Genomic DNA, 24,916 nt, shown 5'->3' with positions numbered 1-24,916 from the left:
GCCTCATTCTGCCGAGCGCGGCCCGCGGGCGCGCACTTCTCGCGCCGGTCCCCGGCGTGTCGCCCGCGCGGAGGGCACCCTCGGCGCTGCGCTCATGAGCGCCTTCGGCGCTGCGACCCATGAGCACCTTCGGCGCTGCGCTCATGAGCGCCTTCGGCGCTGCGCTCATGAGCGCCTTCGGCGCTGCCGCTCAGCTGTAGAGTTCGGCGAACCGGCGCAGCGAGGCCTCGATGTCGCCGTGCAGGGCCCGCGCGACGCCGGAGCCGATCGGCCCGAACAGCGGCGCCCCGCCGAGGTCGATGTTCAGGCTGAGCACGGAGCCGATCCCGGCGGCCCGGACGGTCATCCGCAGCTTGAAACGGGTGCCGCCCTTGCCGGAACCGTGGAGCACGAGGTGGTGCGGCGAGTCGATCTCCCGGACGGTCCACGCGACCCGGTTGCGCATGCCCTTGACCGAGACGACGGACTCGGCGGTGGTGCCGACGACGAGTTCGCTCGGCAGGTCGCTGCGCCACCCGTCGTGGATGGTCAGCCACTCGTCGAATCCGTGCAGGTCCGACGCCCGCACCCAGGTCAGGTGCGGTTCGAGCGGAAGGTCGGTCGATACCTCGAGTTTGGCCATGCCCCGCAGCGTAGACGCCGAAGCGGGGGGGGAGGGGGGACGCAGGGTGATCGACCCTGCGTCCGCGCCTCGTGGGTGTTGCCTAGTGGGCGACAGCCTTTTCGACACCGACACCGGTGAGGGAGCGGACCTCCATCTCGGCCTGCTTGACCGGGTCCTCCAGCTTGCGCCGGCCGATGTAGGTGCCGACGACGCCGAGGACGAAGGCCAGCGGGATCGACACGATGCCGGGGTTGGCGAGCGGGAAGAGGGCGAAGTCCGCGTTCGGGAACATCGAGGACGGCTTGCCGGACACCGCCGGGGAGAAGGCGATGAGCAGCAGGCAGCTGACCAGGCCGCCGTAGATGCTGAACAGGGCGCCGGTGGTGTTGAACTTCTTCCAGAACAGCGAGTACAGCAGCGTCGGCAGGTTGGCAGACGCGGCGACCGCGAAGGCCAGGGCCACCAGGAACGCGATGTTCTGACCCATCGCGAGGATGCCCAGCACGATCGAGACCACGCCGATCACCACGACGGTGATGCGGGAGACCCGCACCTGATCCTCCTCGGAGGCGTTGCCGCGCTTGATCACGCTGGCGTAGATGTCGTGGGCGAAGGACGCGGACGCGGTGATCGCGAGGCCGGCGACGACCGCGAGGATCGTGGCGAACGCGACGGCGGAGATGACGCCGAGGAAGATGGTGCCGCCGAGTTCGAAGGCGAGCAGCGGCGCGGCCGAGTTCTCCTTGCCGGGGGCGCCGAGGATGACGTCCGGTCCGACCATCTTGGCGGCACCGTAGCCGAGCACCAGGGTGAAGAGGTAGAACCCGCCGATCAGGGCGATGGCCCAGGTCACCGAGCGACGGGCCTCCTTGGCGGTGGGCACGGTGTAGAAGCGCATCAGCACGTGCGGCAGGCCGGCGGTGCCGAGCACCAGGGCGATGCCGAGCGAGACGAAGTCGAGCCGGGTCATGTCGCTGATGCCGTACTTGGCGCCGGGGGCGAGCACGTCGCGGCCGGCGACGGCCTCGTTGGTGGAGCTGTTCACCATGGCCTGCGCGTCGGCCAGCAGCTGCGAGAAGTTGCCGCGGACCGCGAGCAGGACGAGCACGAACATGATGCCGGCACCGGCGACGAGCAGCACGGCCTTGACCATCTGCACGTAGGTGGTGCCCTTCATGCCGCCGATGAGCACGTACACGATCATCAGGACGCCCACCACGGCGACGACGATGCTCTGGCCGAGCTTGCCGTCGATGTTGAGCAGCAGCGCGACGAGGCCACCCGCACCGGCCATCTGGGCGAGCAGATAGAACAGCGACACCGCGAGGGTGGACAGCGCGGCGGCCATGCGCACGGGACGCTGCTTGAGCCGGAAGCTCAGCACGTCGGCCATGGTGAACCGGCCGGTGTTGCGCAGCAGTTCGGCGACGAGCAGCAGGGCGACGAGCCAGGCGACGAGGAAGCCGATGGAGTACAGGAATCCGTCGTAGCCGTAGACGGCGATGGCGCCGGCGATGCCGAGGAACGACGCGGCCGACAGGTAGTCGCCGGCGATCGCGAAGCCGTTCTGCGGGCCGGAGAACTGCCCGCCGCCGGTGTAGAAGTCGGAGGCCTTCTTGGTGGAGCGGCTGGCCCGGATGACCAGGCTCATCGTCACGACGACGAATGCGACGAAGATCGCGATGTTGAACAGGGGGTTGCCGACGTCGGTGGCACCCTGGGCCAGAACTGTCACTGGACCGGTCCTTCCAGCTCTTCGCGGATCGCGGCGGACCGCGGATCCAGGTCACGGTTGGCGAACCGCACGTAGAGCGCGGTGATGACGAAGGTCGATACGAACTGGGCGAGTCCGAGGATCAGGCCGAGGTTGATGTTGCCGAGCACCTTGGTCGCCATGAAGTCGGCGGCGTAGGTGGCCAGCAGGACATACACGAAGTACCAGGTGAGGAAGAGCCCCGTCATCGGGAAGACGAACCGCCGGAGCCGGCGGCGCAAGTCCTGGAACTCCGGACTTGCCTGCATGTCGACGAAGTCCTGCGCATCGGGCGTGCGGCGCTCGAGCGCCCCGCCCTTGCCGAGGTGAGCTGTGGTCACTGCCGACTCCTTGGTCGTGGCTTCAGGGAAGGCCCCTGTGAGGCGTACTACCAGTAGACCGTAATGAGACGGCAGTCACACGAGAAGATGGTGGCACCGGTCACACGCCGAGCTGCCGACCGGTGCGGCGAACGGTTCCCCGGGCGCGACGAGTGGCGGCTCAGTGCCCTCGCGGCCGGGGCGACTTTCCGGGTCCACGAGCGTCCGCGGGGTCGCCGGTGTCCTCGAACGCCCCGAGTTCCCGGTCCCGGCCCATCCCGAGCCGCTCGGGCACGTGCATGCGGGAGAAGACGCGACCGATGTCCGCCGGGACGCGGGCGCGGGTGGCGAGGCTGACGACGACCATGGTGACGAACGCGAGCGGCACGCTCACGGCGGCCGGATAGCCGATGACGGCGGCGAGCCACCCTCCGCCCGTCCCGGGGTCGATGCGCACCAGCACGACCACCAGGGCCGCGCCGCCGGCCACCACCGCGCCGACCACCATGCCGGCGGCCGCGCCGGCCGCGGTGAGCCCGCGCCACCAGATGCCGAGCATCAGCAGCGGACACAGCGTGGAGGCGGCCACCGCGAACACCAGACCCACCGCCCGCGACAGGTCCAGCGACGTCACCGCCAGCGACAGGCCGAGCGGCACCAGGCCGGCGAGAACGGCCGCGATCCGGAAGTCCCGCACCCGCCCCCGCAGCACGTCGGTGGACAGCACGCCGGCGACGCTGACCAGCAACCCCGAGGACGTGGACAGGAACGCCGCGATCGCGCCGGCGGCGACGAGCGCGGCGAGCAGCTGGCCGCCCCAGCCGGACAGCACCGACCCCGGCAGCAGCAGCACGGCCGCGTCGGAGCGGCCGGTGATGAGCAGTTGCGGCACGTACAGGCGCGCGAACACCCCGAGCAGCGTCGGGAACAGATAGAACACCCCGAGCAGGGCGATCACCGCGAGCGACGTCATGCGGGCCGCGCGCCCGTCGGGGTTGGTGTAGAAGCGCACCAGCACGTGCGGCAGCCCCATGGTGCCGAGGAAGGTGGCGAGGATCAGCGAATACACCTGGAACATCGGGTGCGCGCCGCCGATCCCGCCGCCGGGCGCGGCCCAGTCGTCGTTGGTGGCGGGTGCCCCGGCCACCACCGGCACGGCTGCGCCGGGCTCGAGCACCAGCGCCGTGCCGGCGGCCACCTCGTGCTCGCCGGGCGCGAGCAGCACGGTGCCGTCCACGGACCGTCCGTCGACCCGTCCGGTGGCGGCGACCGCGAGGGGCTCGCCGACCTGGACCACGACGTCGGTGGTGACGTCGACGGTGGTGCGCTCGGTGACCGTCGGCGGTGCCGGCTGCCCGACGGCGCGGTCGTCGTCGAGGAAGTGGACGGCGAGCACGAGGGCTGGCACCGCGACGGCGGTGAGCTTGAGCCAGTACTGGAACGCCTGGACGAAGGTGATCGAGCGCATGCCGCCACCGACGACGTTGCCGACGACGATCAGGCCGACCGCGACGACGCCGACCCAGTCGGGGACGCCGAGCAGGATGTTCAGGGTCAGTCCCGCGCCCTGGAACTGGGGGACGAGGTAGAGCACGCAGACGACGGCGACGATCACCATCGCCAGGGTGCGCAGCCATCGCGCGCCGAGCCGGAACTCCGCGAAGTCCGGCACCGTGTAGGCACCGGACCGGCGCAGCGGCGCGGCGACGAACAGCAGCAGGCCCAGGTAGCCCGCCGTGAAGCCCACCGGATACCACAGGGCGTCGGCGCCGTACTTGGCGATGAGCCCGGCCACTCCGAGAAACGAGGCGGCGGAGAGGTATTCACCGGATATGGCGGCGGCGTTCCAGCGGGGGCCGACGCTGCGGGAGGCGATGAGGAAGTCGGAGGTGGTGCGGGCCAGCCGGACTCCGTAGATGCCGATCGCGACGGTGGCGGCGGCTGCGGCGACGAGCCCGATGACGGTGACGACGGGGATCGAACCGGTATCCATGAGCCGCTCAGTCGTCGACCAGGTCGGTGAAGTCCTGCTCGTTGCGTTCGGCCAGGCGGACGTAGAGCCCACCGATGCCGAGCAGCAACGGGTATCCGACGAATCCGAGCAGCAGCCACGGCAACCGGATGCCGAGCACCGTCACGTCCGTCAGGCGCGGCACGAAGTGGAACAGCAGCGGCAGGGCACACAGCAGGCACACCGCGACGAGCGCGAGCCGCGCGGCGAGGCCGAGCTGGGCTCGGACCAGGCCGCGCACCATGGCCTCCCCGACCTCGGTCTGTTCCTGGACCTCCACGCGGGTGCGCACCATGCGGGCGCCGCGGCGCTGGGCGAGCACCACCCGTTCACGCGGCGGCGGGCCGCCCGAACTGCGCGGCGGCGGGCCGCCCGAACTGCGCGGCGGCGGGTTGCCGGACGGACTCATCTGGTCGTCCAGGTCTGCATCGGTCCGCGGATCAGGCGGTCCTTGAGCTCGCGGGTGTGGCGACGGCTCACCGGCAGTTCGACGGGCGGCTTGCCCTCCTCGGCCCGCAGGCACACGACGAGGCCGGAGCCGACGCTGCGAATGCCGGTCACCAGGGGCAGCGACACGAGGTAGGAGCGGTGCACCCGCAGGAACCCGGCGTCGGCCCAGCGGCTCTCGAGGGTGGAGATGGGGATGCGCACCAGGTGGGAGCCGGTACCGGTGTGCAGGCGTGCGTAGTCGCCGTCGGCCTCGACCCACTGCACCGACGACCGCGGCACCAGCGTGGTCACGCCGCCGAGTTCGACGGGGATCACCTCGTCCGACGCGGCCGCGCCCGCGGCGGCGGATTCGGTTTCGCGGGTGCGGCGGCGCTCGGCGATACGGCGCACCGCCTCGGCGAGACGCTCCTCGCGCAGGGGTTTGAGCAGGTAGTCGACCGCGCCGAGGTCGAACGCCGCGACCGCACGGTCGTCGTGCGCGGTCACGAACACGACGGCGGGCGGGTTCGCGAAGTTGCGCAGGATGCCGGCGAGCTCGAGGCCGTCGAGGCCGGGCATGTTGATGTCGAGGAACACCGCGTCGATCCCGCCGTCGCGCAGCAGCCGCAGGGCGGTGGTCGCCTCGCCCGCGGTGTGGACGTGGCCGATCTCCTCGCGTCGCCGCAGCAGGTACGCGAGCTCGTCGAGGGCCGGCGGTTCGTCGTCGACGGCCAGCACGGTGAGGGTGTCGGTGGTGTCGTTCACAGCCGGTCCATCGTGCCATGCCGGACCGTCCGAGCGGAGCGGACCGGTCCACTCGCGCGGAGCGGGGTCGGGTGGTGGAAGGGTCGCGTCATGCCCGGATCCCGGGCCGGAACTTCGGCACCCGCATGCTGACCTTCGTTCCGGCCCCCGGCGCCGTCTCGACGACGAGGCCGTAGTCGTTGCCGAACGCTGCGCGCAGGCGGTCGTCGACGTTGGCCAGTCCCACGTGCGCCGCCTCCTTGGCGCTGGTGCGCCCCTGTCCCTCGGCGACGGCGTCGAGGTCGCCGGAGCGCAGGAGTTCGGGGTCCATGCCAACGCCGTCGTCCTCGACGCTGATGACGCAGTCCGTGCCCTCGTCCGCGGCGACGATGCTGATGGTGCCGGTGCGGGTGCTCTTGCCGGCGATGCCGTGCCGCACGGCGTTCTCGACAAGGGGCTGCAGGGCGAGGAACGGCAGCACCACGTTGAGCACCTCCGGCGCGACCTGCAGCCGCACCTCGAGGGCGTTGCCGAAGCGGGCCCGCTCGAGCGTGAGATACCGGTCGATGTTGCGCAGTTCGTCGGCGAGCAGCGTGTACTCCCCGGCCGCGCGGAACGAGTACCGGGTGAAGTCGGCGAATTCGAGGAGCAGTTCGCGGGCGCGTTCGGGGTCGGTGCGCACGAAGGACGCGACAGTGCCCAGGGCGTTGTAGATGAAGTGCGGGCTGATCTGAGCGCGCAGCGCCAGCACCTCGGCGCGGTCGAGGCGGGCGCGGGAGGCGTCGAGTTCGGCGAGTTCGATCTGGCTGCAGGCGTAGCGGGCGACCTCGGTGAGCACGCCGAGCAGGGCTGGGCCGGGTTCGGTGGTGGTCACGACGCCGAGCGCGCCGACGACCCCGACGTTGTCGATGACGAGCGGCTGCACGATCACGGCGCGCGCGGCCTGCTCGTCCGGACCGCGCTGGAGGTCGCCGTGCCCGACGAGGACGCGCCGGTCGTCGGCGATCGCGCGCTTCGCGGCGGCGAGCAACTGGGCGGACAGCCCTTCGAAGGGGCCGCTCCACGCCAGGCGGGTGCCGTCCGCGTCGACGAGCGCGACGGACGACGTGCCGGTGAGCGAGCGCAGGTGCGGGGCGGCCTCCTGCGCGGACGTCGCGTCGAGGCCCCGGCGCAGCGGCCGCGCGGCCAGCGACGCGGTGTGCAGGGTGGCGTGCACGGCGCGTTCGGCCGGTGTGGTCAGGCCGCGCCGGGTGCGCAGCCACAGCACGGTGACGCCGGCGACGACGAGCAACGCGACGGCCAGGAGCGCGGCGAGGGTTCCGCTCACCGCGGGTCCGGTCCCGGCTCGGCGTCGAGCCGCGCGACGAGGGTCTTCGGCGCGACGGTGCGGTACGCGTCTTCGACGATGTCCGCGACGTCGTCCCAGAAGGCGTCGCCGGTCGCGCCGGGGCCGTCGAGGCGGACCCCGATCCAGCCACGGGTGCCGACGTACGGCGGCCGGAAGAAGCGATCCGGGTCCCGCTCGATCCAATCCTGTTGTGCACCAGCGGGTGCGGCCGCCCAGAACGCGACACGGTCGTCGTGGTGGTGGTCGGCGAAGGTGGCGAACTGCGGGGAGCGGCGGACGAACCAGGCCGGCTCGCCGTGGCTGACGCGTTCGGTGACGTCCGGAAGCGCGGTGCACAGCGCACGCAGGCGGTCGAGCGGACTCATCATGGGTTCACGCTAGGCCACCGCGGCGACGCTGTTGCGGGGTACACGGTGGCCGGGTCGACGGCCATAAGGAATCCTAAAATCGTCCTTTCCCGCCCCGGCGGGAAAACGCGGATGTCGGCAGTTCGGCGCCCGGTCAGTACCGGGTGCGCCGGTTGAGCCGTTCCTCCGCGGCCGCCTCCTCGACGTCGAGTCCCTCGAGCACCGTGCGGAGCGTCTCGTCGTCGAGGTCGCCGTTGTCGCGTGCCGCGATCAGGGCCTGCCGCTGGGCGCGCAGCACGGAGCGCCGGAGCTTCTCGAACAGGGTGCCCGAGTCGGGCACGGCCGGTTCGTGCTCGCCAGCCTCCTCGGCCTGCTGCGCTTCGAGGCGGGCCTTCATGGACCGGTTCACCCGGGCGAGGATGCGTTGCAGCGCCTCGGCGTCGACGCCGTCGGGCGGGTTCCTCGCGAGCAGCGCGAGGTGCTGTTCGGCGGCGGTGCCGGAGATGGTCCGCGCACGTTCCATCTGCTCCTGGGCATACAGCTGTTCGTAGGGATCGGCGACGTTCAGCACCCGGATGAGGGCCGGCATCGTCGCCCCCTGGATCAGCAGGGTGCCGACCGCGACCACGAAGGCGATCACCTGGATGGTCTCGCGACCGGGGAACGGCTCGCCGGAGGCGAGGACGAGCGGCACGCCCCCGGCGGCCGCGAGGGTCACCACACCGCGCATCCCGGCCCAGGAGATCACCAGGTACTCACGGCCGGTGAACTGGTCGCGCCCCAGCCGGTCGAGCCCGACCTCCCGCGTGAGGCGGCGACGCGCCCAGTGCAGCAGCACCCACAGCGGCCGCACCGCGATCACCACGCCGAGCACCGCGAACGCGTAGAGGAGCGCGCGGTGCACGTCGAGACCGCTCTCGCGGACCTCGTCGATCACGAACTTCAGCTGCAGCCCCATGTAGGCGAAGACGAACATCTCGAGCAGCACGTCGAGGCTCTCCCACACCGCCCGTTCCTGGATGCGCGTCGCCACGGACGCGTCGGTGGCCCGGTGCCCCATGTACAGGCCGGCCGCAACCACGGCCAGCACACCGGACGCCTCGATCTCCTCGGCGGCCAGGTAGGCGGTGAACGGGAGCACCAGTCCCAGCACCGTTTCCAGCGGCGAGTCGTACATGCGGCCGCGCACCCGGTGCACCACGACGGCGAGCAGCAATCCGATCGCCACGCCGCCGGCCACCTCGTACCCGAAGAACACCACAGGCGAGTCCACCAGCACCCGGGTGCCGGCGACGGCGGAGACCGCGACGGTGAACAGGGTCAGCGCGGTCGCGTCGTTGACCAGACCCTCACCGGTGAGGACCGCGATGACGCGTTTGGGCAGTCCGAGTCTCTGTCCGACGGCGACGGCGCTGACCGCGTCGGTCGGCGCGACCACGGCCCCGAGCACGAGTGCGGCGCCGAGGGTCAGATCCGGTACCAGCGCAGAGGCGGAGAACGCGACGGCGAAGGCCGTGACCAGGACGGTGAAGATGCCCAGCCGCAGGATCGGGGCGAGGTGCCGGCGGAAGGTCGCCACGGAGAAGCGCAGCGCCGCCGAGTACAGCAGCGGCGGCAGCACCACCCCGAGGATGATGTCCGGATGCAGCTCGAGCCGCGGCATGCCGGGCAGGAACGAGGCGATCGAGCCGATGGTGACGAGGACCAGCGGGGCCTGGAGGTTTCCGCGGTTCGCGAGTCCGGTGACGGCGACGGCCGCGATGACGACGAGGAGGATCCAGGTCCCGTTCACCCGTCGATTGTGACCCGGGCGCGCTGCCGACGCCGCCGTACGATCCGGGTGCCGGGCGTGGGCGTCGTCCGCGGATGCTCGTCAGGAGTGCGACGGAGCCTCTCGGCCGGGCCACACGGACGGCGACTCGGCTGCGTCCCGGCCCGGTTCGACGACCAGCACCGGCACCCGGGCATGCTCCACCAGATGGGCGGAGACGCTGCCCAGCAGTCGCCGAGACATCCCACGTCCGCGTCTGCCGACGACGATCACGTCCGCGTTCCCGTCGGCGGCGTACCAGCACAGTGTCTCCCCCGGCGGACCCGCCAGCACTTCGTGGCGAACCTCCACGCCGGTGATGTCCGCGGTCGCCGCCGCGAGCCGGCCGGACACCTGGTCCGTCGCCTCGGCGGAGTCCTCCTCCGCCGTGTCGAACGAGACCACCTCCGCCAGTATCAGCGTGCCGAGCCGGGAACCGAAGATCGCGCGGGCCTCCCGCAACGCCTGTTCCGCATGGGGAGATCCGTCGAAACCGATCAGCACCCGGAGGCCGTCTTCCCCCGGCCCCGGGGTCACCGGAGCCACCCGGGCCCCGGGACGGGCCGAGCGTGGCTGCCGCTCGACACGTTCGTATGCGATCGGCACGAACAGCGGACCCAGAGCGACTGCGATCAGGGTCCATCTCGGGTCGTGCCCGCGTCTGGCCATCCACAGACCGGTCGCCAGGCCGATCAGTAGCCAGACGACCAGGAAGGCTACGAGAACTGCCGGGTTCATCACCCCATGATCACATATCTCCCTGCCGAAATCCGACTTGGCGGACAAAACGGGCGGTACGCACGAGAACAGGCTTCGTTGATAGGTTGGTGAGGGCCGACGAGGCCACGGAACCCGATATGAATCCAGAGTCCCCCACGCCCCCACCCCTGTCCCGCTCCGCGGGTGGCCCCGCCGAACGCGGGCACCGCACCGCGCTGCGGGAAGAATCCACCCGGCGTCGCGGCGGAACCGCGCGCGCAGCGCAACACGAGAATCCCCCGGCCCGGGGATACCGGCACGATCTCGACGGTCTCCGCGGCCTGGCGATCGGACTCGTCGTCGTCTACCACCTCTGGTTCGGCCGTGTCTCGGGCGGCGTCGACATCTTCCTCGTGCTGTCGGGGTTCTTCTTCACGGGCGTGCTCCTGCGCCGGACCGGTGACACCGGCGGACCCCCGGTGGTGCAGACCGTCGCCCGCACCGCACGACGGCTGCTGCCGGCGCTGGTCGTCGTCCTGGCCGCGATCGCAGTGACGACCGCGATCCGGCGGCCCTTCACGCAATGGAGCGGTACCGTCGAGGAACTGCTCGCCTCACTGCTCTACGTCCAGAACTGGCATCTCGCCCTGACGGCCGCCGACTACCAGGCGGCGGACGCGTCGGTCAGCGCGATGCAGCACCTGTGGTCCATGTCGGTACAGGGCCAGTTCTACGTGCTCGCGCTGGCGGTGGTGGCGGCCGTCGCCTGGACGTGCCGCCGAAGCGGCCGCCCTCACGCCACGCGGCCGGTGCTCGCCGTCGTCCTCACCGCCGGCTTCGTGGGTTCGTTCCTCTACGCGACGATCACCTCCCGCACCGAACAGGCCTGGGCGTACTACGACACGGGTGCGCGGTTGTGGGAGCTGCTGGCGGGCTCGCTGCTGTACCTCGCGGTCGGGCGGGTGTCGCTGCCGCGTCCCTGGCGATCTCTTCTCGCGGCCGCCGGGCTGGCGCTGGTGCTGACGTGCGGGGTGTTCCTCGACGGCGCGAACGTGTTCCCGGGCCCGGCGGCCCTGGTGCCCGTGGGGGCGACCGCCGCGCTCGTTCTCGCCGGTGCGCACACCACTCGCGAGAACGACCCGACCGGTGCGAGCCGCGTCCTCGCCTCGCGGCCCCTTCTCGAGCTCGGACGGATCGCGTACGCGCTGTACCTGTGGCACTGGCCCGTGCTGATCTTCTACCTCTCGTGGCGGGAACGGCCGGCCGTGGGCCCCATCGGAGGACTGGCGGTCCTCAGCGTCTCGCTCGTCCTGGCGCGGCTCACGCACACCCGGATCGAGACGCCCCTGCGGAGGTCGCCACGCACCGCTGCCGCGGCGGCGGGGAGTTCACGTCCCACCGCGTCCCGAGTGGCAACGACCCTGGTTCTCACGGCCGGACTCACCGTCGTGACCTGCGCGGCGGCCTGGCAGTGGTATGTGACGCACAATCCGGAGACTGCAGCCCGGGTCGGCGACCTCGATCCCGCCCGCTATCCCGGTGCCGCGAGCCTGACCGACGGGGCGTTCACACCCCGGGCGGAGATGCGTCCCACGTTGCTCGAGGCGCCGAACGACCTTCCCTCCTCCACGTACGACGGCTGCATCTCCGACCTGAGCACGCGGGACGTGATCGTGTGCACCTACGGAGACCCGGCCGCGGACCGCACCGTCGCCCTGGTGGGTAGCTCCCATGCGGAGCACTGGCTCACGGCGCTGGACGAGATCGGGCAATCCCGCGGCGTGCGCATCGTCACCTATCTGAAGATGGGGTGCCCGCTCACCCTCTCCGACGAACCGATGCTCGGCGACCAGCCGTACCCCGACTGCCGGGACTGGTCCCGGGAGGTGCTCGACCGGCTCCGCGAGGACCCTCCGGACTGGGTGTTCTCCACCGCCACCCGCCCGCGACCGGACGGACCGGGCGACTACACCCCCGGCGACTACGTCGCGGTGTGGGAGCGGCTCGCCGACTACGGACTGCCGTTCCTGGGCATCCGTGACACGCCGTGGCTGCACCACGACGGGGTGCCCTACCGCGCCGTCGACTGCCTCGCCGAGGGCGGCAACGCGACGTCGTGCGGCATGCCACGCGACGCCGTGCTCGCCGCGGAGAACCCGGCGCTCGAGGCCGCCGAGGGGCTGCTCACGGTCCGTGCGCTCGATCTGTCCGACGCCGTTTGCGACACGACGATCTGCCGGGTGGCTGAGGGCAACATCCTCGTCTACCACGACTCCCACCACCTGGCCGCGACGTATGTGCGCAGCCTCACCCCGGAACTCGACCGGCAACTCGGTACTGCCACCGGCTGGTGGTGAACTGCGCCGGGCGCGCCATCCGAACCGGCACCGATACTCGCGTGCCCTGCACCGCACCCTTGACACCCCCCGAGAAACGAACGTATATTCATCTCAAGTGAATGAGCATTCATTTTGCTCGTGTGCTTTTCGAAATCCGACGCACCCCGCCCCGAAGGCCCCGGTGGTGCCCCCCCAGCAAGGAGTCGACATGGATCTGGCGTTGACGGAGGAGCAGCAGAGTTTCCGGCAACTCGCACGCGAGTTCCTCGACAAGGAGGTGGTCCCGCACCGGGCCGCATGGGACCGCGCCGAATCGGTCGATATCTCGATCGTGCCCAAGCTCGCCGAGATCGGGTTCTTCGGGCTGACCATCCCCGAGGAGTACGGCGGCCTCGGCGGCGACTACATCACCTACTGCCTCGGCATGGAGGAACTCGGCCGCGCCGACTCCGCCGTGCGCGGCATCGTGTCCGTCTCGATGGGCTTGGTAGGCAAGGTGATTCTGTCCCACGGCACCGAGGAGCAGAAGCACGAGTGGCTGCCACGCATCGCTTCGGGTGAGGCGCTCGCGTGCTTCGGCCTCACCGAACCCGACAACGGCTCCGACCCCGGACACCTGAAGACCCGCGCGGTGCGCGACGGCGACCACTACATCATCAACGGGTCGAAGATCTTCATCACCAACGGAACCTGGGCGAACCTGTGCCTGGTCTTCGCCCGCACCGGCGGTCCCGGCCCGAAGGGCGTGTCCGCCTTCCTCGTTCCCACCGACACCCCGGGCTTCGAAGCCCGGGAGATCCACGGCAAGCTCGGCCTGCGCGGCCAGGCCACCGCCGAGCTGTACTTCACCGACATGAAGGTGCCCGCGAGCGCGCTGCTCGGCGAGGAGGGCCAAGGCTTCTCGATCGCCATGCACTCGCTGGACAAGGGCCGGGTCTCGGTCGGCGCCGGCTGCGTCGGCATCATCCAGGGCTGCCTCGAGGCCGCCGTCGACTACGCGACGAACCGCAAGCAGTTCGACCGGCCCATCGCCTCGTACCAGCTGATCCAGGACATGATCGCGGACATGTCCGTCGACGCCGACGCCGGCCGCCTGCTGACCTGGCGGGCAGCCGACCTCATCGAGCGCGGAGAACCGTTCGGCACCGCCGCATCCAAGGCGAAGTACTTCTGCAGCGAGGCCGCGGTGCGAGCCGCCAACAACGCGATCCAGCTCTTCGGCGGCTACGGCTACGTCGACGAGTATCCCGTCGCCAAGTACATGCGCGACGCCCGCGTGATGACCCTGTACGAGGGCACCAGCCAGATCCAGAAGCTGCTCATCGGCCGCGCCGAGACCGGCATCAGCGCGTTCCTGTAGACCGTCCACGACACCGGGCCCGGGATCGACGGCGGAGCCGAGGGGTATCGACGGCGGAGCCGGGGGTCGTCGCAACACCGGCGGGTAGTCAGGCGGTAGTAGATCACGCACAACGCTCGGCTGGGGTCTCCCAGTCGAGCGTTGTGCGTGACCGGCCGTAGAGGCCCCGGGCCAGGAGCCCCGGGCACGGCCTCGCCGCGCACCCTTGACAGAGTGACGTGCACCACACTACCGTTCTGATCGAACGCGATGAATGAGCATTCATCCACTTCGAACTTTTGTTCACTCACTGTTGTCGCTTCGACGGGGCCGACCCGCCCCGGCGAAAACTCGCCCCCTGACACACACGGAGTTCTCATGCCCCCTGCCTCGGCCGACTGGACCAGTACGCAGCATCGACGCTCGGTGACGTGGATCGTCGCCCTCGCGACGGCAGCGCTCGTCTTCGACGGATACGACCTGGTCGTGTACGGAACCATCCTCCCGATCCTCATGAAGGATCCGACCCAGCTCGGTGCCGTCTCTGCCGAACAGGCCGGGGTGCTCGGCTCGTACGCCCTGATCGGGGTCCTGATCGGCGCCCTGCTCGCCGGCGCCTTCGGCGACCGGGTCGGCCGCCGAAAGCTGACACTGATCAGCATCACGTGGTTCTCCGTGGGCATGGCTGCCGCGGCGATGACCCACTCCGTCACGATGTTCGGCGCCATGCGACTGCTCACCGGTATCGGCGTGGGTGGACTCATCGCCACCACCGGCGCGGTGGTCGCCGAGTTCGCGCCGCCCAGCAAGAAGAACATGTACAACGCGATCGTCTACTGCGGCGTCCCCCTCGGCGGTGTCATGGCGTCGCTGCTCGCACTGCTGCTGCGTGACGCCATCGGCTGGCGCGGCCTGTTCTGGATCGGAGCGCTGCCCCTCGTGGTCCTGCTGCCGCTCGTGCTGCTGAGGCTTCCCGAGTCGCCCCGCTGGCTCGTCGCCCGTGGCCGGATCGACGAGGCCCACGCGATCACCGCACGCACCGGCATCCCGTCTCCGACAGCCGAAGAACTCACCGTCGAGCGGGCGGGCGCCCAGAAGGTCGGATTCGCCGCGCTGGCGACCCGCCGGTACGCGCTCGGCACCGCACTGCTCGGCCTGATGAGCTTCGGCGGCATCATGCTCACGTACGGGCTCAACACCTGGTTGCCGAAGATCATGGAGAACGCCGGGTTCGACGCGAAGAACTCGCTGGCGTTCCTGCTGGTGCTCAACGGCGGCGCGATCGCCGGCGTTGTGCTCGCCTCCCGGACGGCGGATCGCACCGGCCCGCAGCGGGTCATCGTCGCCACGTTCCTGCTCGCGGTGCTGTCGCTCATCGTGCTCACCCTCGACCTGCCGCTGGCGGTGCTGCTCGGCGCGGTCGCGGCGGCCGGTATCGGCGGGATCGGCACCCAGATCCTCATCTACGGCTTCGTCGCCAACTACTACTCGACCACGGCACGCGCCGCCGGCGTCGCGTGGTGCGCCGGATTCGGCCGTCTCGGCGGGATCTTCGGGCCGCTCGTCGGTGGGCTGATCCTCGGCGCCGGACTGAGCAGCAACATCGCCTTCTACATCTTCGCGGGCATTGCGTTGCTCGGCGCGGGCCTCACCGTGCTGGTGCCCACCCGTCACGAGACCCTCGCGACAAGCCCGAGCGGGACGCACCGGGCGGCCGAGCCCGCCATGGTGACCGTCGACTGACCGCACCCGAAACGGGGGCGGGTCCGTGGTTACGGACCCGCCCCCGTTCGTGCGTGGACGTCGGATCCTTGCTCGCTCAGCTCCAGTCGTAGAAGCCGCGGCCGGACTTGCGGCCGAGCTCGCCGCGGGCCACCTTGTCGCGCAGCAACTGCGGCGGCGCGAACCGCTCCCCCAGGGTGCCGTGCAGGTACTCCGCGACGGCCAGCCGGATGTCCAGGCCCACGAGATCCGTCGAGCGCAGTGGGCCCATCGGATGCTTGTACCCCAATTCCATTGCCCGGTCGATCGACTCGGCGTCGGCCACGCCCTCCTCGAGCATCCGGATCGCTTCCAGCCCGAGCAGCACGCCGAGGCGGCTGGTGGCGAAGCCCGGCGAATCGCGCACCACCACGGGCGTCTTGCCGAGCAGCTCCACCCAGCCCGCGACGTCGCGCACCAGCGCATCGGAGGTCGTCTCGGCGCGCACGATCTCCACCAGCTCCGACGCGGGCACCGGGTTGAAGAAGTGCATGCCCAGGAACCGGGACGGGTTCCTCAGGGCGGCACCCAGCTCCGTCGGCGACAGCGAGCTGGTGTTGGTGGCGATCACCGCGTCGTCGGGCACGACGCGCTCGGCGTCGGCGAGCACGCGCCTCTTCAGGCCGGGATCCTCGGGCACCGCCTCGACGAGCAGCCGGGTGTCGCCGGGCAGCTCGGCCACCGACGCGACGAACGCGACCCGGCCGGCCACCACGTCGAGCGGATCGACGAGCTTGCCTCGCTCGGCCGCGCGGGAGAGGCTGTCCGTCAGCCGCTTTCGCGCGGCATCCAGGTCGCCGGTCTCGGACACGGTCACGGTCGCGCCGAGCGTGGCGAAGGCATGGGCGATGCCGACGCCCATGCGGCCTCCGCCGATCACGGCAACACGGTCGGGAAGTCCTGTCATCTGCTGGTCCTCTTCTCCAGGAATCGGGTCATGCGTTTCTACCTGTCCGCGGCCTCGTACAGCACCGCTCGGGTCGGATCGTCGACGTGATGTGGTCGCTCACAGCGCCTCCACCGCCAGCGACACGCCCTGACCGACGCCGACGCACAGGGTGGCCAGGCCCCGCGCCGCACCCTCGCGTTCCATGCGGCCGAGCAGGGTGACCAGGATGCGCGCCCCGGAGGAGCCGAGCGGGTGACCGAGCGCGATGGCGCCGCCGTCCGCGTTGACGAGGTCCTCGTCCAGGCCGAGTTCGCGGATGACGCCGAGCGACTGGGCGGCGAAGGCCTCGTTGAGCTCGATCGCGCCGATGCCGTCGAGGGTCCAACCGGTGCGGTCGAGCAGCTTGCGGGTGGCGGGGACCGGGCCGAGGCCCATGATGTGCGGGGCGAGCGCCGCCGAGGCGCTGCCGACGATCCGGGCGCGCGGCGTCAGCCCGTGCCGGCGCACCGCGTCGGCGCCGGCGAGCACCAGCGCGGACGCGCCGTCGGACAGCGACGACGACGAGCCGGCGGTGACGATGCCGCCGGCCCGGAACACCGGCTTCAGGCGGGCGAGTTTCTCCTCGTCGGTCCCGCGCCGCGGGCCCTCGTCCACGTCGACGACGCCGTCGCGCACCGGCACCGGGACGATCTCCTTCTCGAACCGGCCGGCGTCGATGGCGGCGAGGGCGCGCCGGTGGCTGCGGACCGCGAACGCGTCGCTCTCCTCCCGGGTGATGCCGTGCAGGGCCGCGACCTCCTCGGCCGTCTCGCCCATCGACAGGGTGGTCGTGTCGTCGAAGCGCGGGTTGGTGAACCGCCAGCCGATGGCGGTATCGAAGACGGCGCCGGGCTTGGCCCAGGGCGTGCCGGGCTTGCTCATCACCCACGGCGCCCGGGTCATCGACTCGACCCCGCCGGCGACGACGACGTCGGCCTCCCCGGACCGGATGGCCTGGGCGCCGGAGGCGACAGCGGTGAGCCCGCTCGCACACAGGCGGTTGACGGTGTACCCGGGGACGGTCTGCGGCAGGCCGGCGAGCAGCACCGCCATGCGGGCGACGTTGCGGTTGTCCTCGCCGGCCTGGTTGGTGGCGCCGAGGATCACCTCGTCGATCGCGTCGGCCGGGACGCCGCTGCGCGCGACGGCCTCGCCGACGACGAGCGCGGCCAGGTCGTCGGGCCGCACCGGGGCGAGCGCGCCGCCGTAGCGGCCCTGCGGTGTGCGGACTCCGTCGACGACGTAGACGTCGATCATCCGTAGATCTCCCTTCCGAAACCGGGGGCCGTGTGACCCTTGACACCCTCCGGTAGTGAATGTACGTTCATGGTTAGTGAAGCACAATTCATCACTCATGAACAGAACTTCAATTCCTGACCCGACCTGCGCTGACGAGGAGTCATCATGACCGTGTTCGAGGACATCACCTACGAGATCGACGGCCCCGCGGCGATCATCACGATCGACCGGCCGCACCGCTACAACGCGTTCCGCGGCAAGACCGTCGAGGAGCTCATCAAGGCGTTCCGCGCCGCGTGGGCCGACAGCCGGGTCTCGGCGATCATCCTCACCGGCGCCGGCGAGAAGGCGTTCTGCACCGGCGGCGACGTCAAACAGCGCGCCGAGACCGGCGACTACGGCCCCACCGAGAGCGGCATGTTCGAGATCGGCTACCTGCACAAGCTGATTCGCGACATCCCGAAGCCGGTCATCGCCGCGGTCAACGGTGTCGCCGTCGGCGGGGGGCACGTGCTGCACGTGCTGTGCGACCTCACGATCGCCTCGGAGAACGCCAAGTTCGGCCAGGCCGGCCCGAAGGTCGGATCGTTCGACGCCGGTTTCGGCTCGGCCTTCCTCGCCCGCGTGGTCGGCGAGAAGCGCGCCCGCGAGATCTGGTACCTGTGCCGCCAGTACGACGCCGCCACCGCCGAGCGCTGGGGCCTGGTCAACTGGGTCGTGCCGCAGGACAAGCTGCTCGACGAGGCCAAGGCGATCGCCGCCGAGATCGCCGAGAAGAGCCCCACCGCCATCAAGTTCCTCAAGCAGTCGTTCAACGCGGACACCGACCACCAGGCCGGCCTGAGCAACCTCGCGATGTCGGCGCTCGACCTGTTCGGCAAGTCCGACGAGGGCCTCGAGGGCGCCAACGCGTTCGCCGAGAAGCGGCCCGCCGACTTCGCCAAGTTCGTCAAGGCCTGATCCCTCCCCATTTCGGATTCCCCGAGAGGACCCCTCATGAGCAACATCGCACTGGTCACCGGCGCCGGCTCCGGCATCGGCAAGGCCATCGCACTGGCCTTCGCCGCACAGGGCGACCGCGTGGTCGCCGCCGACCTCGACCTCGCCGCCGCCGAGGCCACCGCCAAGGAGTACCCCGAGCTGATCACCGCCCTGCCGGTGGACATCGCCGACCGCGCCCAGGTCGACGAGCTGCGCGAGCGCACCCACGCCGAGGTCGGCGTGCCGAACGTGCTCGTCAACGCCGCCGGCTGGGACCGCACCGACCAGTTCCTCAACGCCACACCCGAATTCGCGCAGAAGGTCGTGGCGATCAACTACCTCGGCCCGGTGCACGTGTGCAGCGCCTTCCTGCCCGGCATCATCGAAGCCGGCAACGGCGGCCGCGTGATCAACCTCGCCTCCGACGCCGGCCGCGTCGGCAGTTCCGGCGAGTCGATCTACGCCGGGGCGAAGGGCGGCGTCATCGCGCTGACCAAGTCCCTCGCCCGCGAGATGGCGCGGCACGGCATCAACGTCAACTGCGTGTGCCCCGGCCCCACCGACACCCCGCTGTTCCAGGCGCAGGACGAGAAGCTCAAGGCCGCACTGATCAAGGCCATCCCGTTCCGCAGGCTCGCCCGGCCCGACGAAGTCGCCGCCCCGGTGCTGTTCTTCGCGTCGGAGGCCGCGTCGTTCGTCACCGGTCAGGTGATCAGCGTCAGCGGCGGCCTCACGATGGCCGGCTGACCGCGGACACGCGAGGGAGGACGGACACCATGACCGCGTCGTACAACGCCCGGGCCTACCGGGAGTACTTCGAGAACGACTTCACGTACCTCAACGGATTCCGGCGCAACACCAAGCGTTACGCAAACCAGGTCGCCCTGAGCGACCCCGAGACCGGGCGGCAGTGGACCTACACGCAGCTCGGGGAGCGCGTCGACCGGATCGCGACGGGCCTGGCGGACGCGGGTGTGCAGGCCGGAGAGGTCGTCGCCTACCAGCTGTTCAACGGCGTCGAATTCGCCGAGCTCTACCTCGCCACGCAGGCCGTCGGGGCGGTCGGCTCGCCGGTGAACTTCCGCCTGGCGGCCGGCGAGACGGCGTTCGTCCTCGACAAGTGCACCCCTGCGGTATTCGTCTACGACACCGAACTCACCGACATGGTGCAGGAGGCGTTGCGGCTCGCCGCGCACACCCCGAGAGTGATCGTGGCCGTCGGCGACGGCGCCACCGTCGAAGTCGCCGGCGTCACGGTGATGCGGTACCGGCACCTGGCCGCCGACCGCATCGCGCTACCGCCGCTGCATCGCACGGTGTGGGACGAGACCACCCGTCTCTACACCTCCGGCACGACGGGCATGCCGAAGGGCGTGCCGCTCAACAGCATGATCGAAATCTTCAGCGCCCATGACGTGATCATGCACTTCCCGCTCGGCCCCGACGACAAGACGCTCAACATGACCCCGTGGTTCCACCGCGGCGGCCTGCACGCGGGCGGGCCCAACCCGACGTTCTACGTCGGTGGTGAAGTGGTGCCGCTGCGGTCGTTCGACGCCGACCGGGTCCTCGACCTCGTCGCCGAGTACGGACTGACCTTCCTCATCGGCGCACCGACCAATCTCGCCATGCTCGCCGCCGCCCAGGAGGCGCGCCCGCGCGACCTGTCCAGCCTGCGCGGCATCGTCACGATGGGCGCGCCGCTCGAGAAGGAGGCGGCGCTGCGCTACCAGAAGGTGCTCAACCCCCGGATCTTCAACGGCTACGGCACCACCGAGGCCTTCTGGAACACCTTCCTGCGGCCGGCCGACCTGCCCGACCGCGCCGGCAGCGCCGGCCGCGCCTGCACCGACGACGAGGTCCGCGTCGTCCACGTCTACCCCGACCGGCTCGCCGACCCCGACGACGTCGTCGCCCACGACGGCAACGACGTCGGTGAGGTCATCGTCCGCTCCCCCAAGTGCGCCAACGCCTACTTCGACACCCCCGACCAGGAGAAAGCCAAGTTCCACCAGGGTTGGCTGCACATCGGCGACCTCGCCACCTGGGACGCCGACGAGTTCGTCACCATCGTCGGACGCAAGGACGACATGCTCATCTCCGGCGGCGAGAACGTCCACCCGGTGCAGGTGGAAGAGGCACTCAACGCCCATGCGCAGGTGCAGGACTCGCTCGTCGTCGGCGTCCCGGACGAGAAATGGGGACGCATCGTCGTCGCCTACATCGTCGCCGAGGATCCCTCGCTGACGGCCGATCACCTCGACGCCCACTGCCGCTCCCACCCGATGCTCTCGTCGTTCAAGCGGCCGCGCGCCTACCGGTTCGTCGAGACGCTGCCCGTCTCCCCCACCGGCAAGAAGCTGCATTACAAGGCCACCGAAGCCGCCGCGGCCGAGTTCGCCGCCGGCCTCTTCTCCGCTCCCTCCGACTCGAGGATGACCCGATGAGCACCGCCACCACCCTCCCCAAGTTCGACGCCCTCGACCCGCTCGCCATCGACTCGCTCTACTCCGACGACGAGCTCGCCGTCCGCGACACCGTCCGCAAGTTCTGCGCCGAGCACGTCACTCCGCACATCGCGGAGTGGTTCGAGGCCGGCGACCTGCCCGGCGTGCGCGATCTCGCCCGCGAGTTCGGCAAGCTCGGCCTCCTCGGTATGCACCTCGAGGGCTACGGGTGCGGTGGCTCGTCGGCCGTGCACTACGGCCTCGCCTGCCTCGAGCTGGAAGCCGCCGACTCCGGCATCCGCTCCCTGGTCTCGGTGCAGGGCTCGCTCGCGATGTTCTCGATCTGGAACAACGGTTCCGAGGAGCAGAAGCAGCGCTGGCTCCCGGGCATGGCGGCGGGCGAGATCATCGGCTGCTTCGGCCTGACCGAACCCGACGTCGGCTCCGACCCGGGGGCGATGAAGACCCGCGCCCGCCGGGACGGGTCCGACTGGGTTCTCGACGGTCGCAAGATGTGGATCACCAACGGCTCCATCGCCGACGTCGCCGTGGTCTGGGCGAACACCGACGAGGGCGTCCGTGGTTTCGTCGTGCCCACCGACACCCCCGGTTTCAGCGCCCACACCATCAAGCACAAGCTGTCGCTGCGCGCCTCGGTCACCGGCGAACTCGTCCTGGACAACGTGCGCCTGCCCGCCGACGCGCTGCTGCCCGAGGCCAAGGGCGTCAAGGCGCCGCTGCAGAGCCTGTCCGAGGCGCGGTACGGCATCATCTGGGGCGCGATGGGCGCGGCGCGCTCGGCGTGGGAGGCCGCCCGCGACTACTCGATGCAGCGCACCCAGTTCGGCCGCCCCATCGGCGGATTCCAGCTCACCCAGGCCAAGCTCGCCGACATGGCCGTCGAACTGCACAAGGGCCAGTTGCTGTCGCTGCACCTCGGCCGGCTCAAGGACAGCGTCGGGCTGCGGCCCGAGCAGGTGAGCTTCGGCAAGCTCAACAACACCCGCGAGGCCATCGAGATCTGCCGCACCGCGCGAACCATTCTCGGCGGCAACGGCATCTCCCTCGAGTACCCCGTCATCCGGCACATGGTCAACCTCGAGTCCGTGCTCACCTACGAGGGCACCCCCGAGATGCACCAGCTGGTGCTCGGCCAGGCCTTCACCGGCGAAAACGCCTTCCGCTGACAGGAATCCCACCATGAACGCACGATTGATCCACGACTCCGAGCACCTGCAGTTCCGCGAGGTCGTCCGTGACTTCGTCCGGGACAAGATCACCCCGGTGCACGAGGACTGGGAACGGGCGAGCTGCCTCGACCGGTCCCTGTTCACCGAGGCCGGCAAGCTGGGCCTGCTCGGCTTCCCGGTCCCGGAGGAGTACGGCGGTCCCGGCGTCGACGACTTCCGCTACAACGCCATCCTGATCGAGGAGGTCAACCGGGCGGGCAACGCGGCCGCCGGCATCGCGTTCTCGCTGCAGAACGACGTCGTGCTGCCGTACCTGACCGACATGACCACCGACGAGCAGAAGGCCCGCTGGCTGCCCGGCGCCGTCACCGGCGAGACCGTCCTCGGCATCGCGATGACCGAACCAGGCACCGGCAGCGACCTGACCGGCATCCGCACCTCGGCGGTGCGCGACGGCGACCACTACGTGGTCAACGGCGCCAAGACGTTCATCTCCAACGGGCAGAACGGCGACCTGTTCGTCGTCGCCGCCCGCACCTCCGACGACCCGCACAAGGGCCTGACCCTGCTCGTCGTCGAGGCCGACACCACCGGCTTCTCCCGCGGGCGCAATCTGGAGAAGATCGGCCTGCACGCGCAGGACACCAGCGAGCTGGCCTTCACGGACATGCGGGTCCCGGTCGCGAATCGGCTCGGCGAGGAGGGACAGGGCTTCTACCAGCTCGTGCACAACCTGCCGCAGGAACGGTTGTCGCTCGCGATCGGCGCGGTCGCCGCGGCGGAGGGCGTGTTCGCCGAGACCCTCACCTACGTCAGGGAGCGCAAGGCATTCGGCAAGCCGGTCTCGAGCTTCCAGAACACCCAGTTCGTGCTGGCCGAACTGGCCACCGAGCTGGATCTGGCCCGCACGTTCCTCGACGACTGCATAGCCGAGCACGTTGCCGGCGAGCTCACTGCCGCCCGCGCGGCGCGGCTGAAGTGGTGGGCCACCGAACTGCAGGTGCGGGTCGCGGACCGGTGCCTGCAGTTGCACGGCGGCTACGGGTACATGCGCGAGTACGCGGTGGCACGCGCGTTCGTCGACGCCCGCATCCAGACCATCTACGGCGGCACCACCGAGATCATGAAGACGATCGTCGCCAAAGATCTCGGGATCTGAGCGACTGTCCCGAACGACGAGGAGGACGCCCATGTCGGCCGATCCGAGCGAGCTGCCGATCGACGAGGCCGTGCGCGCGGTCCGTGCGAACTCCCGGCGTAGGCAGATCCTGATCGCTGCTGCGAAGGTGATGCAGCGCACGGGGTTCCATCAGATGTCCATGCAGGCGCTGGCCGACGAGGCGAACGTCAGCGTGGGCCTGCTCTACAAGTACTTCGGCAACAAGGAGGAGATCCTTCTCGCCACCATCACCGCCATCCTGGACGCGTTCCGGGATCAGCTCGAGCCGGCGATGGCGGCGGCCGGCACGGACCCCGTGGAGCGCCTGGCCGCGGGGATCGGCCGGTTCGTCGAGATCGTCGACGAGAACCTCGACGGGGTGGCCCTGACCTACCGCGAGAGCCGCACGCTCGACCCGGCCGGGCGGGAGATGCTCAAGCGGCTCGAGATCGCCACCTCCGCCCCGCTGCGTGCGGTGCTGACCGAGGGCATCGACGCCGGCATCATGAACCCGGTCGACGTCGACCTGATGGTCTTCGACCTGGTGCTGCTCGCCCACGGCTGGGCGCTCAAGTACTGGCATTTCGGCCGGCTCTACAGCCTCGACGACTACATCCGGCTGCAGACCCGGTTCGTGCTCAACACCGTTCTGCCACAAGAACACCGAACCCGCTACCGACACCTGCTGGAGTAACCCATGAGCGTCGTCACCGTCCGCGTAGACCGCGTCGGGATCATCACCCTCGACCGTCCCCCCGCCAACGCCTTCGACGAGGCGCAGACGGAGGCCCTGGCCGAGGCCGTCACGGCGCTGGGTGACGACCCTGCGGTACGGGCCGTCCTGATCCGCAGTGCCCGGCGGATCTTCTGCGGGGGCGCGGACATCGCGATGATGGAGTCCTGGAGCACGAAGCCCGATCGGGGTGCACGCCTGCGCCGCTTCACCGCACGGCTCCAGGACGTGTTCGCCCGCATCGAGGCGCTGCCGAAGCCCTCGGTGGCCGCCCTCGCCGGTGCTGCCACGGGAGGCGGCCTCGAGCTGGCCCTCGCGTGCGACTTCCGCGTCGCGGGCGCCTCGGTGAAGCTCGGGCTTCCCGAGGTGGGAATCGGGCTCCTCCCCGGCGCGGGGGGCACGCAACGGCTCACCCGGCTGGCCGGTCCGTCGGTGGCGCACCGGCTCGTTCTCGGCGCCGAACTGGTCACCGGCCGTGAGGCCGAGCGGCTCGGAATCGTGCAGTGGGCCACCGACGCCGACGTCGAGACCGAGGCCCGAGCCTTGGCCGATCGACTCGCGCAGCTGCCGCCGGCCGCCTACGCGGCCGCCAAACGCTGCATCGTCGCAGCTCGGGGCGATGAGGGGTTCGCCCGAGAGCTCGACGAGATCAGCCGGTTGATCGAGACGCCGGACACCGTCCGTTTGCTGGAAGGATTCGTCGCGCGCGCCCGGTAGCCCGACGTGCGGACCGTC

The 24,916-nt window shown here is 70.4% G+C and carries 22 protein-coding genes; 10 read left to right on the top strand and 12 right to left on the bottom strand.

Annotated features, from left to right (window positions below; all coding sequences use genetic code 11):
• Positions 1-190: 190 nt before the first annotated feature.
• The 10 genes from ACWPOB_RS21310 to ACWPOB_RS21265 form a co-directional block, all read right to left on the bottom strand.
• Entirely contained in the window at positions 191-622 is a 432-nt protein-coding gene (locus tag ACWPOB_RS21310) for a type II toxin-antitoxin system Rv0910 family toxin (protein ID WP_100057350.1), read from the bottom strand.
• Positions 623-704: 82 nt separating this feature from the next.
• On the bottom strand, positions 705-2,339 hold the full coding sequence (locus tag ACWPOB_RS21305) for a solute symporter family protein (protein ID WP_455402016.1): 1,635 nt from the start codon (positions 2,337-2,339) through the stop codon (positions 705-707).
• A complete protein-coding gene (locus tag ACWPOB_RS21300) occupies positions 2,336-2,698 on the bottom strand; it encodes a DUF485 domain-containing protein (protein ID WP_455402015.1) in 363 nt (120 codons plus the stop codon). Before ACWPOB_RS21300 ends, ACWPOB_RS21305 begins: the two co-directional genes overlap by 4 nt.
• A 160-nt stretch (positions 2,699-2,858) precedes the next feature.
• Positions 2,859-4,670, bottom strand: coding sequence for a sodium/solute symporter (locus ACWPOB_RS21295; RefSeq protein WP_455402014.1), 1,812 nt, complete (start codon positions 4,668-4,670; stop codon positions 2,859-2,861).
• A 7-nt stretch (positions 4,671-4,677) separates the two neighbouring features.
• On the bottom strand, positions 4,678-4,983 hold the full coding sequence (locus tag ACWPOB_RS21290) for a hypothetical protein (protein WP_455402046.1): 306 nt from the start codon (positions 4,981-4,983) through the stop codon (positions 4,678-4,680).
• A gap of 110 nt (positions 4,984-5,093) precedes the next feature.
• Positions 5,094-5,882, bottom strand: coding sequence for a LytR/AlgR family response regulator transcription factor (locus ACWPOB_RS21285; RefSeq protein ID WP_100058697.1), 789 nt, complete (start codon positions 5,880-5,882; stop codon positions 5,094-5,096).
• An 88-nt stretch (positions 5,883-5,970) separates the two neighbouring features.
• Positions 5,971-7,188 carry a sensor histidine kinase gene (locus ACWPOB_RS21280; protein ID WP_455402013.1) on the bottom strand — a complete coding sequence of 406 codons (1,218 nt, stop codon included), beginning with the start codon at positions 7,186-7,188 and terminating at the stop codon, positions 5,971-5,973.
• Positions 7,185-7,577: an MmcQ/YjbR family DNA-binding protein gene (locus tag ACWPOB_RS21275; protein WP_006946363.1), complete on the bottom strand. Its 393-nt coding sequence runs from the start codon at positions 7,575-7,577 to the stop codon at positions 7,185-7,187. The genes ACWPOB_RS21280 and ACWPOB_RS21275 overlap by 4 nt, the downstream gene beginning before the upstream one ends.
• A 133-nt stretch (positions 7,578-7,710) precedes the next feature.
• On the bottom strand, positions 7,711-9,348 hold the full coding sequence (locus tag ACWPOB_RS21270; RefSeq protein ID WP_455402012.1) for a Na+/H+ antiporter: 1,638 nt from the start codon (positions 9,346-9,348) through the stop codon (positions 7,711-7,713).
• 81 nt (positions 9,349-9,429) lie between these two features.
• On the bottom strand, positions 9,430-10,104 hold the full coding sequence (locus tag ACWPOB_RS21265) for a universal stress protein (protein WP_455402011.1): 675 nt from the start codon (positions 10,102-10,104) through the stop codon (positions 9,430-9,432).
• A gap of 119 nt (positions 10,105-10,223) precedes the next feature.
• On the opposite strand from ACWPOB_RS21265, the gene ACWPOB_RS21260 reads away from it, so the two are divergent.
• The 3 genes from ACWPOB_RS21260 (at position 10,224) to ACWPOB_RS21250 (ending at position 15,486) form a co-directional block, all read left to right on the top strand.
• Entirely contained in the window at positions 10,224-12,422 is a 2,199-nt protein-coding gene (locus ACWPOB_RS21260) for an acyltransferase family protein (protein ID WP_455402010.1), read from the top strand.
• Between the two features lie 190 nt (positions 12,423-12,612).
• Positions 12,613-13,764: an acyl-CoA dehydrogenase family protein gene (locus ACWPOB_RS21255; RefSeq protein ID WP_100057773.1), complete on the top strand. Its 1,152-nt coding sequence runs from the start codon at positions 12,613-12,615 to the stop codon at positions 13,762-13,764.
• Positions 13,765-14,121: 357 nt separating this feature from the next.
• Positions 14,122-15,486 carry an MFS transporter gene (locus tag ACWPOB_RS21250; protein WP_100057774.1) on the top strand — a complete coding sequence of 455 codons (1,365 nt, stop codon included), beginning with the start codon at positions 14,122-14,124 and terminating at the stop codon, positions 15,484-15,486.
• A 76-nt stretch (positions 15,487-15,562) separates the two neighbouring features.
• Here the strand turns inward: ACWPOB_RS21250 and ACWPOB_RS21245 are convergent, their stop codons facing one another.
• Both ACWPOB_RS21245 and ACWPOB_RS21240 read right to left on the bottom strand, forming a co-directional pair.
• Positions 15,563-16,411: a 3-hydroxyacyl-CoA dehydrogenase family protein gene (locus ACWPOB_RS21245; protein WP_455402009.1), complete on the bottom strand. Its 849-nt coding sequence runs from the start codon at positions 16,409-16,411 to the stop codon at positions 15,563-15,565.
• Between the two features lie 99 nt (positions 16,412-16,510).
• The gene (locus ACWPOB_RS21240) at positions 16,511-17,689 is read right to left on the bottom strand and encodes a thiolase family protein (protein ID WP_455402008.1); all 1,179 of its coding nucleotides are present in this window, start codon (positions 17,687-17,689) and stop codon (positions 16,511-16,513) included.
• A 147-nt stretch (positions 17,690-17,836) separates the two neighbouring features.
• On the opposite strand from ACWPOB_RS21240, the gene ACWPOB_RS21235 reads away from it, so the two are divergent.
• The 7 genes from ACWPOB_RS21235 to ACWPOB_RS21205 are packed head-to-tail and all read left to right on the top strand — an operon-like array spanning position 17,837 to position 24,898.
• The gene (locus ACWPOB_RS21235; protein ID WP_006941059.1) at positions 17,837-18,631 is read left to right on the top strand and encodes an enoyl-CoA hydratase-related protein; all 795 of its coding nucleotides are present in this window, start codon (positions 17,837-17,839) and stop codon (positions 18,629-18,631) included.
• Positions 18,632-18,667: 36 nt separating this feature from the next.
• Positions 18,668-19,399 carry an SDR family NAD(P)-dependent oxidoreductase gene (locus tag ACWPOB_RS21230; protein WP_006941061.1) on the top strand — a complete coding sequence of 244 codons (732 nt, stop codon included), beginning with the start codon at positions 18,668-18,670 and terminating at the stop codon, positions 19,397-19,399.
• A gap of 29 nt (positions 19,400-19,428) precedes the next feature.
• Complete coding sequence (locus tag ACWPOB_RS21225; RefSeq protein WP_455402007.1) at positions 19,429-21,099, top strand: class I adenylate-forming enzyme family protein; 1,671 nt, start codon at positions 19,429-19,431, stop codon at positions 21,097-21,099.
• Positions 21,096-22,286 (top strand): acyl-CoA dehydrogenase family protein, encoded by a 1,191-nt coding sequence (locus ACWPOB_RS21220; RefSeq protein WP_043797761.1) that lies wholly within the window; start codon positions 21,096-21,098, stop codon positions 22,284-22,286. Before ACWPOB_RS21225 ends, ACWPOB_RS21220 begins: the two co-directional genes overlap by 4 nt.
• Positions 22,287-22,299: 13 nt before the next feature.
• A complete protein-coding gene (locus ACWPOB_RS21215) occupies positions 22,300-23,448 on the top strand; it encodes an acyl-CoA dehydrogenase family protein (protein ID WP_100056961.1) in 1,149 nt (382 codons plus the stop codon).
• A 31-nt stretch (positions 23,449-23,479) separates the two neighbouring features.
• A complete protein-coding gene (locus ACWPOB_RS21210) occupies positions 23,480-24,142 on the top strand; it encodes a TetR/AcrR family transcriptional regulator (RefSeq protein WP_100056962.1) in 663 nt (220 codons plus the stop codon).
• 3 nt (positions 24,143-24,145) lie between these two features.
• Entirely contained in the window at positions 24,146-24,898 is a 753-nt protein-coding gene (locus ACWPOB_RS21205; RefSeq protein WP_455402006.1) for an enoyl-CoA hydratase/isomerase family protein, read from the top strand.
• Positions 24,899-24,916: the final 18 nt, after the last annotated feature.

Source organism: Rhodococcus sp. 2H158 (assembly GCF_053764755.1).
Note: the sequence above shows the minus strand (reverse complement) of the source record. Positions and strands in the feature narration are given on the sequence as shown.

What these genes read in the sequence shown, in the direction of transcription:
- ACWPOB_RS21310 (WP_100057350.1), bottom strand. Translation starts at nt 622, where the DNA reads ATGGCCAAACTCGAGGTATCGACCGACCTTCCGCTCGAACCGCACCTG.
- ACWPOB_RS21295 (WP_455402014.1), bottom strand. Translation starts at nt 4,670, where the DNA reads ATGGATACCGGTTCGATCCCCGTCGTCACCGTCATCGGGCTCGTCGCC.
- ACWPOB_RS21290 (WP_455402046.1), bottom strand. Translation starts at nt 4,983, where the DNA reads ATGGTGCGCACCCGCGTGGAGGTCCAGGAACAGACCGAGGTCGGGGAG.
- ACWPOB_RS21275 (WP_006946363.1), bottom strand. Translation starts at nt 7,577, where the DNA reads ATGATGAGTCCGCTCGACCGCCTGCGTGCGCTGTGCACCGCGCTTCCG.
- ACWPOB_RS21265 (WP_455402011.1), bottom strand. Translation starts at nt 10,104, where the DNA reads ATGAACCCGGCAGTTCTCGTAGCCTTCCTGGTCGTCTGGCTACTGATC.
- ACWPOB_RS21260 (WP_455402010.1), top strand. Translation starts at nt 10,224, where the DNA reads ATGAATCCAGAGTCCCCCACGCCCCCACCCCTGTCCCGCTCCGCGGGT.
- ACWPOB_RS21255 (WP_100057773.1), top strand. Translation starts at nt 12,613, where the DNA reads ATGGATCTGGCGTTGACGGAGGAGCAGCAGAGTTTCCGGCAACTCGCA.
- ACWPOB_RS21250 (WP_100057774.1), top strand. Translation starts at nt 14,122, where the DNA reads ATGCCCCCTGCCTCGGCCGACTGGACCAGTACGCAGCATCGACGCTCG.
- ACWPOB_RS21245 (WP_455402009.1), bottom strand. Translation starts at nt 16,411, where the DNA reads ATGACAGGACTTCCCGACCGTGTTGCCGTGATCGGCGGAGGCCGCATG.
- ACWPOB_RS21240 (WP_455402008.1), bottom strand. Translation starts at nt 17,689, where the DNA reads ATGATCGACGTCTACGTCGTCGACGGAGTCCGCACACCGCAGGGCCGC.
- ACWPOB_RS21235 (WP_006941059.1), top strand. Translation starts at nt 17,837, where the DNA reads ATGACCGTGTTCGAGGACATCACCTACGAGATCGACGGCCCCGCGGCG.
- ACWPOB_RS21230 (WP_006941061.1), top strand. Translation starts at nt 18,668, where the DNA reads ATGAGCAACATCGCACTGGTCACCGGCGCCGGCTCCGGCATCGGCAAG.
- ACWPOB_RS21225 (WP_455402007.1), top strand. Translation starts at nt 19,429, where the DNA reads ATGACCGCGTCGTACAACGCCCGGGCCTACCGGGAGTACTTCGAGAAC.
- ACWPOB_RS21220 (WP_043797761.1), top strand. Translation starts at nt 21,096, where the DNA reads ATGAGCACCGCCACCACCCTCCCCAAGTTCGACGCCCTCGACCCGCTC.
- ACWPOB_RS21215 (WP_100056961.1), top strand. Translation starts at nt 22,300, where the DNA reads ATGAACGCACGATTGATCCACGACTCCGAGCACCTGCAGTTCCGCGAG.
- ACWPOB_RS21210 (WP_100056962.1), top strand. Translation starts at nt 23,480, where the DNA reads ATGTCGGCCGATCCGAGCGAGCTGCCGATCGACGAGGCCGTGCGCGCG.
- ACWPOB_RS21205 (WP_455402006.1), top strand. Translation starts at nt 24,146, where the DNA reads ATGAGCGTCGTCACCGTCCGCGTAGACCGCGTCGGGATCATCACCCTC.